14 protein-coding genes are annotated in these 15,623 nt (G+C 65.6%); 10 read left to right on the forward strand and 4 right to left on the reverse strand.

Features of this window, described 5'->3' with window-relative positions; genetic code table 11:
• Positions 1-13 precede the first annotated feature (13 nt).
• The 4 genes from I6F35_RS17875 (at position 14) to I6F35_RS17890 (ending at position 2,402) form a co-directional block, all read left to right on the forward strand.
• Positions 14-379: a 6-carboxytetrahydropterin synthase gene (locus I6F35_RS17875; RefSeq protein ID WP_225119003.1), complete on the forward strand. Its 366-nt coding sequence runs from the start codon at positions 14-16 to the stop codon at positions 377-379.
• 4 nt (positions 380-383) lie between these two features.
• On the forward strand, positions 384-1,271 hold the full coding sequence (gene hemF / locus I6F35_RS17880; RefSeq protein ID WP_225119004.1) for an oxygen-dependent coproporphyrinogen oxidase: 888 nt from the start codon (positions 384-386) through the stop codon (positions 1,269-1,271).
• A gap of 7 nt (positions 1,272-1,278) precedes the next feature.
• On the forward strand, positions 1,279-2,016 hold the full coding sequence (locus tag I6F35_RS17885) for an HAD family hydrolase (protein WP_225119005.1): 738 nt from the start codon (positions 1,279-1,281) through the stop codon (positions 2,014-2,016).
• 125 nt (positions 2,017-2,141) lie between these two features.
• Complete coding sequence (locus I6F35_RS17890; protein WP_225119006.1) at positions 2,142-2,402, forward strand: DUF2158 domain-containing protein; 261 nt, start codon at positions 2,142-2,144, stop codon at positions 2,400-2,402.
• 226 nt (positions 2,403-2,628) lie between these two features.
• Here the strand turns inward: I6F35_RS17890 and I6F35_RS17895 are convergent, their stop codons facing one another.
• The 4 genes from I6F35_RS17895 to I6F35_RS17910 are packed head-to-tail and all read right to left on the reverse strand — an operon-like array spanning position 2,629 to position 5,424.
• Complete coding sequence (locus I6F35_RS17895; protein ID WP_225119007.1) at positions 2,629-3,885, reverse strand: CCA tRNA nucleotidyltransferase; 1,257 nt, start codon at positions 3,883-3,885, stop codon at positions 2,629-2,631.
• The gene (locus I6F35_RS17900) at positions 3,882-4,145 is read right to left on the reverse strand and encodes a DUF6111 family protein (protein WP_225119008.1); all 264 of its coding nucleotides are present in this window, start codon (positions 4,143-4,145) and stop codon (positions 3,882-3,884) included. The genes I6F35_RS17895 and I6F35_RS17900 overlap by 4 nt, the downstream gene beginning before the upstream one ends.
• The gene (locus tag I6F35_RS17905; RefSeq protein WP_225119009.1) at positions 4,142-4,813 is read right to left on the reverse strand and encodes a CoA pyrophosphatase; all 672 of its coding nucleotides are present in this window, start codon (positions 4,811-4,813) and stop codon (positions 4,142-4,144) included. The genes I6F35_RS17900 and I6F35_RS17905 overlap by 4 nt, the downstream gene beginning before the upstream one ends.
• On the reverse strand, positions 4,810-5,424 hold the full coding sequence (locus I6F35_RS17910; protein WP_225119010.1) for a DUF1285 domain-containing protein: 615 nt from the start codon (positions 5,422-5,424) through the stop codon (positions 4,810-4,812). Before I6F35_RS17910 ends, I6F35_RS17905 begins: the two co-directional genes overlap by 4 nt.
• A gap of 219 nt (positions 5,425-5,643) precedes the next feature.
• Between I6F35_RS17910 and I6F35_RS17915 the strand changes: the two genes are divergently transcribed.
• The 6 genes from I6F35_RS17915 to I6F35_RS17940 all read left to right on the forward strand — a co-directional run bounded on the left by I6F35_RS17915 (position 5,644) and on the right by I6F35_RS17940 (position 15,621).
• Positions 5,644-6,639: a MoxR family ATPase gene (locus I6F35_RS17915; RefSeq protein WP_225119011.1), complete on the forward strand. Its 996-nt coding sequence runs from the start codon at positions 5,644-5,646 to the stop codon at positions 6,637-6,639.
• Complete coding sequence (locus I6F35_RS17920) at positions 6,639-7,580, forward strand: DUF58 domain-containing protein (RefSeq protein WP_225119012.1); 942 nt, start codon at positions 6,639-6,641, stop codon at positions 7,578-7,580. Before I6F35_RS17915 ends, I6F35_RS17920 begins: the two co-directional genes overlap by 1 nt.
• Positions 7,580-10,381 (forward strand): DUF4159 domain-containing protein, encoded by a 2,802-nt coding sequence (locus tag I6F35_RS17925; RefSeq protein WP_225119048.1) that lies wholly within the window; start codon positions 7,580-7,582, stop codon positions 10,379-10,381. The genes I6F35_RS17920 and I6F35_RS17925 overlap by 1 nt, the downstream gene beginning before the upstream one ends.
• 1 nt (position 10,382) lies before the next feature.
• Positions 10,383-12,446, forward strand: coding sequence for a hypothetical protein (locus tag I6F35_RS17930; protein ID WP_225119013.1), 2,064 nt, complete (start codon positions 10,383-10,385; stop codon positions 12,444-12,446).
• Between the two features lie 277 nt (positions 12,447-12,723).
• Positions 12,724-13,137 (forward strand): DUF2946 family protein, encoded by a 414-nt coding sequence (locus I6F35_RS17935; RefSeq protein WP_225119014.1) that lies wholly within the window; start codon positions 12,724-12,726, stop codon positions 13,135-13,137.
• A gap of 102 nt (positions 13,138-13,239) precedes the next feature.
• Positions 13,240-15,621, forward strand: coding sequence for a TonB-dependent receptor (locus I6F35_RS17940; protein ID WP_225119015.1), 2,382 nt, complete (start codon positions 13,240-13,242; stop codon positions 15,619-15,621).
• The last annotated feature ends 2 nt before the right edge of the window (positions 15,622-15,623 follow it).

The following is a 15,623-nucleotide window of genomic DNA, read 5'->3' on the forward strand; positions in this document are numbered from 1 at the left end:
TTGGACTTTCAGGATGTGGGAACTGACGAAATCGTTCCGCTTCGAGGCCGCGCATGCGCTCTCCGGAACGACCCTTGGCGCGAGCAGCGAGGAGATCCACGGCCATTCGTTTCGTGCGGAAGTGACGGTGCGCGGTACGCCGGATCCAGCGACCGGCATGGTGCTCGACCTCGGTCTGCTCGAACGCTGCATCGCCGAGGTGCAGAAGATGCTCGACCACAAGTTCCTCAACAAGATCGAGGCACTTGGACGACCCACGCTTGAAAACCTGTCGCGCTTCATCTTCGAACGGGTGCAGCATGCGGGCAAAGTCACCCGCGTCAGCGTGCATCGTGACAGTTGCAACGAGAGCTGCACCTATTTCGGACCGGAAGCCTGAAGTCATGGAAAAATCCGCCATCGAACAGCGCAAGGCGCGCGCAAGAACCTGGTTCGAAACGCTGCGCGACGATATCTGCGCCGCCTTCGAGCGGCTGGAGGATGACGCGCCTGCTTCGCTCTATCCAGGCGATGCCGGACGCTTTACGCGCACGCCGTGGGAACGCACCGACCATACCGGCAAGCCCGGCGGCGGCGGCGTGATGGCGATGATGCGCGGACGCCTGTTCGAGAAGGTCGGCGTGCACTGCTCGACGGTGCATGGCGAATTCGCCCCTGAATTCCGCGCCCAGATCCCGGGCGCGGCGGATGATCCGCGCTTCTGGGCCTCGGGCATCTCGCTGATCGCGCATCTGCATAATCCGAACGTGCCGGCAGTGCATATGAACACCCGCTTCGTCGTCACCACCAAGGCGTGGTTCGGCGGCGGTGCCGACCTCACGCCGGTGCTGGACCGGCGGCGCACGCAGAACGATGCGGATGCCCTCGCCTTCCACGCCGCGATGCAATCGGCCTGCGATGCGCATGCGCGGATCGCGCCCTATGAAAAATACAAGAAATGGTGCGAGGACTATTTCTACCTGCCGCATCGCAAGGAGGCGCGCGGCATCGGCGGCATCTTCTACGATTGGCACGACAGCGGCGACTGGGACGCCGATCTCGCCTTCACCCAGGATGTCGGCCGCGCATTCCTGAAGATTTATCCTGAACTGGTCCGGCGCAATTTTGCGACGGCATGGACCGCGGATGACCGCGAGGAGCAACTGGTGCGGCGCGGCCGCTATGTCGAGTTCAATCTGCTCTACGACCGCGGCACGATTTTCGGCCTGAAGACCGGCGGCAACGTGGATTCGATCCTGTCGTCGATGCCGCCGCATGCGAAATGGCCATGAGATCGTGATGGCACCCAAACTTCCCCGCGCCATGCTGATCGACATGGACGACACCATCCTGTCGGCCTACGGCCGGCCCGAGATCGCCTGGAACACGATCGCTGCCGAGTTCGCCGATGAATTGGCGCCGCTGGATCCGCCTGTGGTCGCCGCCGCGATCCTCGCCTTCGCGCGAAAATTCTGGTCCACGGCGGAGCCGGTCTGGCGCCTGAAGCTCGAGGAGGCGCGCCGCGAAACGGTCAGGGGCGGCTTTGCCGCGCTTCGTGCGAGCGGCTACCCGCCCCTCTCAGATGATCTGGCGATCCGGATCGCCGATCGGTTCACGACGTTTCGCGAGGAAAGCATCTTCGTGTTTCCAGGCGCGCACGATGCGATCGACGGGCTGCGGGCGCTCGGCATCAAGCTTGCGCTTGTCACCAACGGCGCCGCGCTGATGCAGCGCGCCAAGATCGAGCGCTTCGCGCTGACGCACCGCTTCGACCACATCCAGATCGAAGGCGAGCACGGCTTCGGCAAGCCGGAAGAACGCGCTTATCGGCACGCGATGCAAGCACTCGACGTCAACGCATCCGATACTTGGATGGTGGGCGACAATCTGGAGTGGGAAGTCGTGGCGCCGCAGCGGCTCGGCATCTACTCGATCTGGATCGACGTGCACGGCGATGGCCTGCCGGCGGGATCGAGCGTCAGGCCGGATCGCATCATCCGCGCCCTGACAGAACTGCTGCCCGGCGCCGCTCGCTGACGATGGCGGCACTTCGCCGCGCAAATTGATGCCCGTGGAAATCTTGTAGAGGCGATCTTTCGTGATCGGATTGTCATGACGGCTCTGTAACGTGCCCGCGCGTCAATCAAGGCGAAGGGTGGACCATGGAACTGAAACCAGGCGATGTGGTGATGCTGAAATCGGGCGGGCACCCGATCACGGTGGCGGAAGTCAACGAGGACTCCGTCGAATGCGTTTGGATGGGTATCGACGGCGATCTGTTTCGGGAAACGCTGCCAGTCGCGGTCCTCGAAGCCGCCAATCCCGATGACGAGGAAGAGGACGACGACGAGGAAGAGGAAGAAGACGACGAGGACGAAGAAGACGAGGACGAAGACGATCGCCGCAAGGGCAAGGTTGCCTAAGCCGCTGCCTGCGATGCCGCTTGGTTTGCTAAACCCCGCGGAGTGAGCCTCGTAGCCCGGGTGGAGCGCAGCGCAACCCGGGACAGCTCCGTCAACATTTGCCAGCGGCCCTGGGTTACGCTGCGCTTCACCCGGGCTACGGCATTACCTCAAGGCCGACGAGGACGCCGGCGACCAGCGCAAGCTGGAATACAGAGATATCGGAAAAACTGACCGGCGAGGATGTTCACAGCCGGTGGTCGTGGGTGAAGCGGGCGACAGTCTCGTCGGCGATTGCCGAAAGCGCGGCCCCGTCGAGCGGAAACTCCGCGGCAAGCCAAGCCTGCTCGGCCTGCGCGAGTACATGGCCGAGCGCAGGCCCTTCGGCAATCCCGCGCGCGATGAAATCCGCCGCCTTCAGCGGAAATTTCGGCGCCTGCCAGCGCTGCGGTAGCCGTGCCAGTTCGCGCCAATGAGCGGTCTCGTTGCCATCGCCCATCCGTGCCCACGCCAGCATCAGCCGGTCGAGATAGGCGGTCTCGCCGAGACGGTAGAGCCAGCGGCGCGCTGCCGCCTCGTCGAGGCCGGCGAGTTGCCACCAGTGATCCGCCATCGCTTCCAGCGCCTTTGCCTCCGCGTTGGTGAGCCGCAGCTTTGCGGCAACGCGCCTTGCGTCCTCGGTGATGACAAGTGCGAGCGCACCCAGGCGGCGCACCGCGCTCGGCGCGATGCCGAGTTCGCGCTCGGCCGCGATCATGCCTGCGAACGGCCCGGTATAGCCGACGCCGCCCAGGATCATCTGCAGCAGCCCGCCGTCGGCCATTGCGGTGACCGCGACCACCGCGCCGTCAGCGACCACGAGCTTGAGCATCTCCATGCGCACGCGCTCCGCTGAAAGCTGCGCCAGGCCGGCGCGACCGGCGATACAGGCGAGACAGCCGGCGCGATCCGGATCGCCGGCGCCGTAAGCCGCGTGCATGCGGAAGAAGCGCAGGATGCGCAGATAATCCTCGGCAATGCGCTGAGCGGGATCGCCGATGAAGCGCACGCGGCGAGCGGTGATATCGTCGAGCCCGCCGACATAGTCGTGCACCACACCTTTGGCATCGACCGAAAGGCCGTTGATGGTGAAGTCGCGCCGCTCGGCATCGCGCGCCCAGTCGCGACCGAATGCGACCTTGGCCTTGCGGCCATAGGTTTCGGTATCCTCGCGCAGGGTCGTGACCTCGAACGGATGCTTGTCGACGACCAACGTTACCGTGCCGTGCTCGATGCCCGTCGGCACGCTCTTGATTCCCGCGGCCTTGGCGCGGCGCACCACCTCCTTAGGCACCGCCGTGGTCGCGAGATCGATATCGCCGATCGGCCGCTGCAGCAGCGCGTTGCGCACGGCGCCGCCGACCACGCGCGCTTCTTCACCGTCCCCATTGAGCAGCGCCAGCACGCGTGCGGTGGGTCCCGATCTCAGCCATGGCGCCTGCTCCAGCGCGCGTGCGTGGCTCATTTCTCAACTCCGGGCACGAGCTTGCCATTCTCGATATGGGCGGGAACATAGGTCGAATTCGGCGGCGCGCCGGAGAAATGCGCGAGCATCACGAAGCTGATCACGACCAGGACCAGCGCTCCCAGCACGAGCTTCGCGACCAGAGGCAGCGGCCAGGAAGACTTCGCGAAGACGCCGGAGCGCGTTGCAATGAGGAACAAGGCATAGACCGCGAAAGGGATCAGGAAGATTCCGATCTCGGTCAATACCGGACGGATCATGGCATGTAGATCCGTTCGTACAGCACGCGCAAGATCCCGGCCGTGGCGCCCCAGATGTAACGTTCGGCAAAAGGCATCGCATAATAGGAGCGCTCCATGCCGCGGAATTCCTTGCTGTGGATCTGGTGGTTTGCCGGATTCATCAGGAACGAAAGCGGCACCTCGAACGCGTCGACGACTTCACTTTCGTTGATCTTGAGCTTGAAGCCGGGCTTCACCCGCGCCACCGTCGGCAGGATGCGAAAGCCGAACGCGGTACCATAGAGATCGAGATAGCCGATCGGCTCGATGAAGTCGCGCGTGAGTCCGACCTCCTCATCCGCCTCGCGCAGCGCGGCGTCGAGCGGGGATGCATCCGTCGCGTCGATCTTGCCGCCGGGGAATGAGATCTGGCCGGCATGGTTGCTCAAATGCTCCGAGCGCTGCGTCAGCAGCACCGTCGGCTCATCGTGATCGACCACCGGGATCAGCACCGCAGCCGGCCGCACCGGCTGCTCGCGCGCGATGATCTCGAGCATGCGGTCGTTGCCGGAATCGCCGGTCCTCGGAACGATGTTGGGATCGACCAGGCCGGGCGGGACATCGAAATTCAGCCGCGCGTGGCTGCGCGCGAAAAATTCCGCCGAGCTGATCGCCGCCGGCTCCGTCTTCAGCATCGGCTCGTTCAAAGCGCGTCCCTCACCTCTTTCGCATCCGCCATCGCGAAGAACGCGCCGCCAGATTCGATTCCAAACATCGGATGACCATCGACCATCCGCTCTTCCCCCATGTCAACCAGATCGTAGTAGAGCGGACGCGTGATCTTGGCCCAGAGATCGGCGCGGACATGCAGATAGGGCGTGAGCCCGCCGTCATCCGCCTGCTCGAAGCGAAGGGCGTGCGCGGCGTCGCAATTGACCCAGTCGTCGACATTGGTGCGAAACCTGAGCAGCCGTCCGTGTGCGTCCTTCTCCTTTTGCATCTCGACCGCTAGGAACGGCGCATCGTCGACGCGGATGCCGACCTTCTCCACCGGCGTGACCAGGAAATGCTTGCCGTCCTCGCGCTTCAGGATGGTGGAGAACAGCCGCACCAGCGCCGGCCGGCCGATCGGCGTGCCCATGTAGTACCATGTGCCGTCGCTGGCGATTCGCATGTCGAGATCGCCGCAGAACGGCGGATTCCATAAATGCACGGGGGGAAGGCCCTTGCCTCCGGCAGGATTTGTTTTTGCGGCATTGGTGGCCGCGGCGGTGAGCCCATCGAGACCGTGACGGCTTGCTTGCCCTTCGTTCGCCATGGTTTGCCTTAAGGTTGAGGACCTCAATCTGGCACGATTGGTGCACGTACCCCAGATGTGTGTGGGATGCCGTTCTCGCCACATCGTGATGGCGTTCATACCCTGAAAACCCGTTAAGGTGGGGATAGTTTAATTCAACGAATACATGGCTTTCACTTATGCTTAGCTTAGGCCCATGGCATGACGATGCGAGGTTGCGTCGTCGATAAGGAGCACGGAATGGCTGGTGCAGACAGTGTCGAAAAACTGGAAGACGTGATCGTCCGCTCGGCCGAACAGGTTGCCGGCCAGATCCGCACGGCAAAAGAGGCGATTTCCACCGTTATTTTTGGCCAGGACCGGGTCATCGAGAACACCCTGGTGACGATTCTGTCCGGCGGACATGCGCTGCTGATCGGGGTTCCCGGCCTCGCCAAGACCAAGCTCGTGGAGACGCTCGGCATCACGCTCGGTCTCGACACCAAGCGCATCCAGTTCACCCCCGACCTGATGCCGTCGGACATCCTTGGTGCCGAGGTGCTGGACGAGAGCAGCACCGGCAAGCGCTCATTCCGCTTTATTGCAGGTCCGGTATTCGCACAGCTCCTGATGGCCGACGAGATCAACCGCGCCAGCCCGCGCACCCAATCGGCGCTGTTGCAAGCCATGCAGGAGCAGCACATCACGGTTGCGGGCGCCCGCCATGATCTTCCCAAGCCGTTCCATGTGCTGGCGACGCAGAACCCGCTGGAACAGGAAGGCACCTATCCGCTGCCCGAAGCGCAGCTCGACCGCTTCCTGATGGAGATCGATGTCGACTATCCCGACCGTGAGGCCGAACGTCGCATCCTGTTCGAGACCACCGGCGCCGAAGAGACGCTGGCGAAGGCCGCGATGAACTCGGAACTTCTGCTCAGCGCACAGCGGCTGGTGCGGCGCTTGCCGGTCGGCGATTCCGTGGTCGACGCCATTCTGTCGCTGGTTCGGGCCGCGCGGCCCAATCCGGAAGGCGAGAAGCTGATCGCCTGGGGACCTGGCCCGCGCGCCAGCCAGGCCTTGATGCTCGCGGTCCGCGCCCGCGCCCTGCTCGACGGACGGCTCGCGCCGTCGATCGACGACGTGCTCGATCTCGCGGAACCCGTGCTCAAGCACCGCATGGCGCTGACCTTCACCGCGCGCGCGGAGGGCCGCACCATTCCGGACGTGATCCGGCAATTGAAGACGCGGATCGCTTGATGGCCGCAGACAACAAGCGCCTGGACGGGGAGATTGTCGCGATACGACGTGCCGATGGCGAAAGCCGATCGCTCGCCGCATCGCTGCCGCGCCTGGTGCTCGAGGCCCGCCGCATCGCCAACAACGTCATCCACGGTTTGCACGGCCGCCGCCGCGCCGGCGCCGGCGAAAGCTTCTGGCAATATCGCCGCTTCGTCTCCGGCGAGCCGTCGCAGAACGTCGACTGGCGGCGCTCGGCGCGCGACGACCATCTCTATGTCCGCGAGCAGGAATGGGAGGCGGCGCACACCGTCTGGATCTGGCCCGACCGCTCGCCTTCGATGGCGTTCGCATCCAAGCAGGCGCGCGATTCGAAGCTCGAGCGCGGCTTGATCGTCGCCTTTGCGCTGGCCGAATTGTTGGTCGCCGGTGGCGAACGCGTCGGCATTCCCGGATTGATGAGCCCGACCGCGAGCCGCAGCGTGATCGACAAGATGGCGCAGGCGATGCTGCACGATGATGTGACCCGCGCCAGCCTGCCGCCGTCCTTCGTGCCGTCGGCGCTTTCCGAGATCGTGGTGCTGTCGGACCTCTGGTCGCCGATGTCGGAGATCCGAGCCACGCTCGCCGGGCTGTCGGCCTCCGGCGCGCACGGCACGGTGATCCAGATCGTCGATCCCGCCGAGGAGACCTTCCCCTATTCCGGCCGCGTCGAATTCGTCGAGCCGGAAGCGGGCACCATGATCACCGCTGGCCGCGCCGAGAGCTGGGCCGGCGACTATGTCGCGCGCGTCGCACTGCATCGCGACGAGATCCGCGCCGAGACCAACCGGCTCGACTGGTTGTTCTCGACCCACACCACCAGCCGCTCCGCAGCGGAGCTGTTATTGTTCCTGCACAACGGCATGACGGTGAGCAAGGCGAGTGTACGGTCCACCGTCAAAGTGGGGCTCGGCGCATGATCGCAGGCCTGCCGCTGTCGTTCGCCGAACCGATGCTGCTGCTGGGCCTGTTGAGCCTGCCGGCGCTGTGGTGGCTGCTGCGCGTGATGCCGCCGCGTCCAAGGCGCATCGAATTTCCGCCGACCAGATTGCTGTTCGACATCCAGCCCAAAGAGGAGACGCCCTCGCGCACGCCATGGTGGCTGACGCTGCTGCGCCTGCTCGCCGCCGCGCTCGTCATCTTCGCCGCGGCCGGGCCGATCTGGAATCCGCAGACCGGGCTTGCGTCCTCCAAGGCGCCGCTCTTGATCCTGCTCGACGACGGCTGGAGCTCGGCCTCGAGCTGGGACGCGCGGGTCAGGGCCGCCGACGAGTTGATCGCCAATGCGGACAATGACCGCCGCGGCGTGGCGCTGGTGCCGCTATCAGAACCGGCGCGCGACATCACGCTGATGCCCGCCGGCAACGCGCGCGTCGCGCTGCGGCAGTTCGCGCCAAAGCCTTATTCGATTGACCGCGTCGACACGCTGGCCGTCATCGGCAGGTTCCTGAAGGCCACCGGCGATTGCGAGATCGCCTGGCTGTCCGATGGTGTCGACACCGGGCGCGGCGCGGAATTCACCGAAGGCCTCGGCAAGCTGATCGAGAACCGCACCCTGACGATCTACGAAGGCGGCGCGCCGTCGGCGCAGGCCCTCGTTGCCGCCGAGAATGCCGCGGCCAAGATGACCGTGAAAGTGCTGCGCACCGAGACCGGCATCACCTCGGGCACGGTGCGGGCGCTGGATGCCAAGGGCTCGCCGATCGGCGAGGCGCGCTACACCTTCGCCCCGCAGGATCGCGAGACCGAAGCGGCGTTCGATCTTCCGGTCGAATTGCGCAACGACATCGCGCGGCTGGAAATCGCGGGCGAGCGTTCCGCCGGCGCGGTGCAGCTCCTCGACAAGAGGTGGCGACGCCGCGCGGTCGGCATCGTCTCCGGTGCGACCAGCGACACCGCGCAGCCGCTGCTCGCCTCGACCTTCTATCTGTCCCGCGCGCTGTCGCCGTTCGCGGATGTGCGTCTTGGCGACCGCGGCGCGCCGCAGCAGGCGATCGCCCAGTTCCTCGACCAGCGGCTGCCGATGATCGTGATGGCCGATGTCGGCACGCTGTCGCCGGAAATCCGCGAGCGGCTCAATGCCTGGATCGACCAGGGCGGCGTGCTGGTGCGCTTCGCCGGCCCGCGGCTGGCGCAAGCCGATGACGATCTGGTGCCGGTGAAGCTGCGCCGCGGCGGCCGCACCCTCGGCGGCAGCCTGACCTGGGAGAAGCCGCAGCATCTGGCCACGTTCACCGCCGACGGCCCGTTCGCTGGCCTTGCGGTGCCCAAGGACATCACCGTCAGCCGGCAGGTGCTGGCCGAGCCGGATGCCGTGCTCGCCACCAAGAGCTGGGCATCGCTGGAAGACGGCACGCCGCTGGTCACCGGCGAGCATCGCGGCAAGGGCGTGGTCAGCCTGTTCCATGTCGGTGCTGACTCGCGCTGGTCGGACCTGCCGATGTCCGGCACCTTCGTCGAGATGCTGCGGCGGCTGGTCGACATGTCCGGCTACACCTCGACGCCTGGCGCGGGCGTTGCCGGCGAAGCCAAGGCCGAGACCGTGGCGCCGCTGCGCACGCTGGATGGCTTCGGCGCGTTCGGCCCGCCGCCGTCGACCGCCAAGCCGATGCCGGCCGACTATCGTGACCGCGCGACGCCGGATCATCCGCCCGGCTTCTACGGCCCGGCCGACTCGCCGATCGCCGTCAACACGCTGGCGACCGCCGACCGCATCGCTCCGCTCGATACGTCGGCGCTACGCGCGCGACGGGCGAGCTACACCAATGCCGAACCGCGCGACCTCCGCGGCATCCTGCTGTCGTCGGCACTCGGCCTGTTCCTGCTCGATGCGATCGTGGTCGCCATGCTCGGTGCGGGACTTGCCGCGCTGTGGCGACGGCGCGCCGCGCCGGCCGCGCTGGCGCTCGCCTTCCTGCTGGCATCGATGGCGCCCTCGGTCACGCGCGCCGAGAACAGCGACGACTTCGCGATCAAGGCGGTCTCGCAGACGCGGCTCGCTTATGTCGTCACCGGCAATGCCGACGTCGATTCGATCGTGAAAGCCGGCATGTCCGGACTGACGCTGTTCCTGGCGCAACGCACGGCGCTCGAGGCCGGCGATCCCGTCGGCGTCGACCCCGCACGCGACGAACTCGCCTTCTTCCCGCTGATCTACTGGCCGATCGTGCCCGGCGCGCCGAAGCCGCCGCAGGACGCCATCAACAAGATCGACGCCTATATGAAGCAGGGCGGCACCGTGCTGTTCGACACCCGCGACGCCATCGAGGCCGGGCCCGGCGACAACGGCGCCTCGCAGACGCCGGGCATGCAGGCGCTGCGCGAGATCCTGTCCTCGCTCGACGTGCCCGAGCTCGAGCCGGTGCCGCGCGAACACGTGCTGACCAAGACGTTCTACCTCCTGCGCGACTTCCCCGGCCGCTTCAGCTCGGGCCAGACCTGGGTCGAGACGCTGCCGCGCGAAGACGATGACGAGGCCGCGCAACGCCCGGCGCGCGGCGGGGACGGCGTCTCGCCTATCATCATCACCTCCAACGATCTGGCCGGCGCCTGGGCGATCCGGCCCGATGGCCAGCCGATGCTGCCGCTCACCCCCGGCGAGCCGCGCCAGCGCGAATTTGCTTTCCGCGCCGGCGTCAACATCGTGATGTACACGCTGACGGGCAACTACAAGGCCGACCAGGTGCACGCGCCGGCCCTGATCGAACGGCTGGGACAATGACATGAATTATGGCATTGCCTTCACGCCGCTGGTGCCCTCGCTCGTGCTATGGCTCGGGCTTGCGGCGATCATCGTCATAGCGGCGCTGCTGCTGTTGTCACGCTCGCGCGGCGCATGGATCCGCGTCGCGGCGCTGGCGCTGGTGCTGCTGGCGCTCGCCAACCCCTCCTTCACCCGCGAGGACCGCGAGCCGCTCTCCTCGGTCGCCGCCGTCGTGATCGACAAGAGCCCGAGCCAGAACTTTGGCACGCGCAACCAGGAGACGGCGAAGGCGCAGGAGGCGCTGGTCGACAGTCTGAAGAAGATCAAGGGCCTGGAAGTGCGCGTCGTCGACGCCGGCCAGGCCGATGGCGAGACCGACGGCACCAAACTGTTCGGCGCATTGTCCTCCGCATTGTCTGACGTTCCGGTCGACCGTGTCGCCGGCGCCTTCCTGATCACCGACGGCCGCGTGCACGATATTCCCGCCAACGCAGCCGCCCTCGGCTTCCAGGCCCCGGTGCACGCGCTGATCACCGGACGCAAGGACGAGCGCGACCGGCGTATCGCCATTTCGGCCGCGCCGCGCTTCGGCATCGTCGGCCAGAGCCAGACCATCACCTACCGGCTCGACGATCAGGGTGTAACCGGCCAGAGCGCCAGGATCACCGTGCGTCGCGACGGCGAGGTCATCAATGAGCGCACGCTGCAAAGCGGCCAGACCGCCAATGTCGATATCGACATCAAGCATGCCGGTCCGAACATCGTCGAGATCGAGGCGTCGCCGCTCGACAACGAGCTGACGCAGGTCAACAACCGCGCCGTGGTCGCGATCGATGGCGTGCGCGACAAGCTGCGCGTGCTGCTCGTCTCCGGCGAGCCGCATTCCGGCGAGCGCACCTGGCGCAACCTGCTGAAGTCCGACGCCAGCGTCGACCTGGTGCATTTCACCATTTTGCGTCCGCCGGAGAAGCAGGACGGCACGCCGATCAATGAATTGTCGCTGATCGCGTTTCCGACCCGCGAATTGTTCCAGCAGAAGATCAACGAATTCCAGTTGATCATCTTCGACCGCTACGCCCGCCAGGGCGTGCTGCCGATCGCCTATTTCGACAATATCGCGCGCTATGTCCGTTCCGGCGGCGCGGTGCTGGTCTCCGCCGGGCCCGACTATGCCTCGACGACCAGCATCTGGCGCACGCCGCTCGACTCGGTGCTCCCGGCCGAACCTGTCGGCGTCACCGAGAAGCCGTTCTATGCCCATCTTTCCGACGCCGGAAAGCGCCACCCGGTGACACGCGGGCTGGAAGGCTCCAATAGCGAGCCGCCGCATTGGAGCCGCTTCTTCCGCACCGTCGACACGCGCAATGCCGTCGGCCATTCGGTCATGACCGGCGCCGACGGCAAGCCGCTGCTGCTGCTCTCGCGCTTCGGTGAAGGCCGTGTCGCGCTCCTCCTCTCCGACCACATCTGGCTGTGGGCGCGCGGCTATGAAGGCGGCGGTCCGCATCTCGATCTGCTTAGGCGGATGTCGCACTGGCTAATGAAGCAGCCCGACCTGGACGAGGAGGCGCTGCGGCTTCAGATCCAGGGTCACGATCTCGCCGTGGTCCGCCAGACCATGGGCGACAGCGTCCCGCCGGTCACCGTGACCTCGCCAAGCGGCGCCACGCGCGAGATGACGCTGACCCCGGGCGAGCCGGGCGAATGGCGTGCGACGCTTCCCGCCAACGAGCTCGGCCTGTGGCAGGCGACCGACGGCACGCTGAAGGCGCTGGTCAATGTCGGCCCGACCAACCCGAAGGAATTTTCGGAAGTGACCTCCACGACCGAGATGCTGAAGCCGCTGGCGCAGGCGACCGGCGGCGACGCCCGCCGCGTGGTCGACGGCACCAGCCTCGATATGCCCCGCATCGTGCCGGTCCGTGCGTCCAGCGTATTCCGCGGCGAAGGCTGGATGGGCGTCAGGATGCGCGACGCCAGCGTCGTCAAGGGCGTCGGCGTGCTGCCGATGTTCGCAGGGCTCATCGGCCTGTTGCTACTGCTGGGCGCCTTCGCCGCCACCTGGCTCCGCGAGGGACGGTAAACGAAACCGGCCACGGCCTCCCCCTCATCCCGAGGAGCCGCGAAGCGGCGTCTCGAGGGATGGCCCCCGGGGGAGATTGGGGCGTCATGGTTCGCGACGCGCGAAGACGCGCTCCTCACCATGAGCGTCTGTCACCTCGCCGTCGTTGCAACAATCACACAGACGGCACGGATCGCTCGATGGTCGCCGCACCGCGGTTGACACCGCCATCTCCTTCCGATGTTATAATGTAACATCGGAACGGTTGGGGTAACCGTCCGGGGGTGGGCGTATACTTGTGAAGTGGATTCGAAAACACGTCAAACTTGGCGCGCGGCTGGCGCTGTTCGCGCTCGTCGTCCAGTTTGTGCTGTCGTTCGGCCATTTCCATCCGGCACAGGCCGCTCCCGCACTTCAGACCGCGACATCGCAGACCGACTTCCTTCGTGCTGCAGATCTCGTAGCCAAGGATGCGACGAGCCCGACCGCGCACAAGCAGCAGCTTCCGCAGCAGGATCACCATCCGCAGCCCGCCGACGACTGCGCCATCTGCGCCGTCATCGCGATGGCGCACGGCATGCTCTTCGCCACGCCGCCTGTGCTGTTGTTGCCGCAGGCGGTCGAACTTCTCCAGCTCACCACCGAAGCCGGCTTCGCACATCTCGGCGCCACCCATCGGGCGTTCCAGTCGCGCGCCCCACCCCTCTCCTGAACGATTAACCGAGCTACCTTCGCACGCCCGCCGATCAAGCGAGATGCGAAGGACATCACAATCGGTCCGTCGGCTTGGCCCGACGGCATCAGGATCAGGAAAATGGGATTCAAGAGAAAACGAGCGTTCCACATCGGTGGAGCAAGCTGGCTAGTCCTATGCGCGTTCAGTAGCGGCGCGATCGCCCAGGATGCACCGGCATCAGCGCCCGCAACACAACTGCCGGACATCAATGTCACCGCACCGAGCCCGATCGTGCGGCGCCACCGAACCGTTGCTCCGGCACGCGCTCCCGTTCGCGCCGCGCGCAGCGCGCCCGGCCGCAACCGCGAGCGCGTGGCACAGCAGCCGCAGCCCGCGCCGGCAGCTCCGCCGGCGCCGCAGCAAGGGGTGCTGCCAATCGTGACCGACCAGTTCGCCACCGTCACCGTGGTGCCGAACGAGGAAATTCGCCGAGAGGGCACCGCCCAGCTCGGCGATCTCCTGTTTTCCAAACCCGGCATCACTGGTTCGAGCTTCGCGCCCGGCGCCTCCAGCCGTCCGATCATCCGCGGGCTCGACGTCAATCGTGTCGGAATAATCGAGAACGGCAACAACGCAGGCGGCGCCTCGGATCTCGGCGAGGACCATTTCGTCCCAGTCGATCCGCTTGCCACCAACCAAGTCGAGGTCATTCGCGGGCCGGCAGCGCTGCGTTACGGTTCGACTTCGATTGGTGGCGTCGTGAGTGCGACCAACAACCGCATTCCGGACGCCCTTCCCTCATGCGCGGCGCCACCGTTCCAAACCTACGGCCTGCCGGCGAAAGCGCCGCTAGCTGGCGCGCCTTCGTCACCTTGCGTGAACGTCGAGACGCGAACCTCCGTGAACTCCGCCGATCGTGGCGTCGACGGCGGCATCCTGCTCGATACCGGCGCAGGCAATTTCGCGTTTCACGCCGACGCCTTTGGTCGCAAGTCCGGCGATTACGACATCCCGAGCTATCCCTACCTGTTCGACACATCGAGGCCGGTGAACTACCGCCAGCCGAACTCGGCGGCGCAAGCGGATGGTGCCTCGATCGGCGGCTCGTACATCTTCAATGGCGGCTTTATCGGTGCTGCAATCACCCAGAATGATTCACTTTATCACATCCCCGGCATCGACGGCGCTGACCATCAGACCCGGATCGACGCACATCAGACAAAGATCACCATAAAGGGCGAATACCGGCCGGATGCGGCGGCCATTGACGCAATCCGTCTCTGGGCCGGCGCGACCGACTACAGACACAACGAGCTTGGGCTGGCCGATCCAGCCAATCCGTTCAGCGACGGCGTACGCCAGACCTTCACCAACAAGGAGCAGGAAGCCCGCGTCGAAGTGCAGTTGATGCCGTTCAACGCGCGCTTTGCCGAGGTGACCACGGCGTTCGGTGTTCAGGGCGGCCACCAGGAATTGACCGCTCCAAGTCCGGACGATCCCGGTTCGCTGTTCAACGGCCTGTGGAATCCGAACAACAACAACCGCGTCGCCGGCTACGTCTTCAACGAGTTCAAGTTCTCCGAGACGACCAAGGCCCAGATCGCCGGCCGTATCGAGCATGTCGAGCTGCACGGCTCGACACCCGATTTTCCGGCCGACTTCCTGCCAGACGGAAATCCGCAGTTCAGCACCGCGCGCAATCCGTCCTTTACGCCGAAGAGCGGCAGCATCGGCTTGATCCAGGACCTGCCCTACGACCTCGTCGGCAGCATCACCGCGCAATATGTCGAGCGCGCGCCGAAACCGGCGGAGCTGTTCTCGCGCGGCCCGCATGACGCGACCGCCACTTTCGACATCGGCAATCCCAACCTGACGATCGAGACCGCGAAATCGGTCGAGATCGGCCTTCGTAAGGCGACCGGACCGTTCCGCTTCGAGGCGACCGCCTACTACACCCGTTTCGACAACTTCATCTATCGCCGGCTCACCGGCGTGATGTGTGATGAGGACTTCAATTCCTGCGGCGCGCCCGACGGCGAATTGAACCAGGCGGTCTATTCGCAGCAGAACGCCACCTTCCGCGGCGGCGAATTCCAGAGCCAGCTTGATATCGGACCACTCAATGGCGGCATCTGGGGCATTGAGAATCAGTTCGACATTGTCCGCGCTACCTTCAGTGACGGCACCAACGTGCCCCGCATTCCTCCGATGCGCGTCGGCGGCGGCGTCTATTGGCGCGACACCAACTGGTTCACGCGCATCAACCTGCTGCACGCATTTGCGCAGAACGACGTCGCTCCAATTGCCGAGACGCCGACTGCTGGCTACAACCTGCTAAGGGCGGAGGTCAGCTACAAGACCGCGCTCGATCCGTCCTGGTTCGGCGCGCGCGAGATGACCATCGGCCTCGTCGGCAACAACCTGCTCAACGAGAACATCCGCAACTCCGTCTCCTACACCAAGGACCAGGTGCTGCTGCCCGGCATTGGCGTAAGGGCCTTTGCGAACCTGAAGTTTTGAGC

It is taken from the genome of Bradyrhizobium sp. BRP22, from assembly GCF_020194175.1.
Lineage (GTDB): Bacteria > Pseudomonadota > Alphaproteobacteria > Rhizobiales > Xanthobacteraceae > Bradyrhizobium.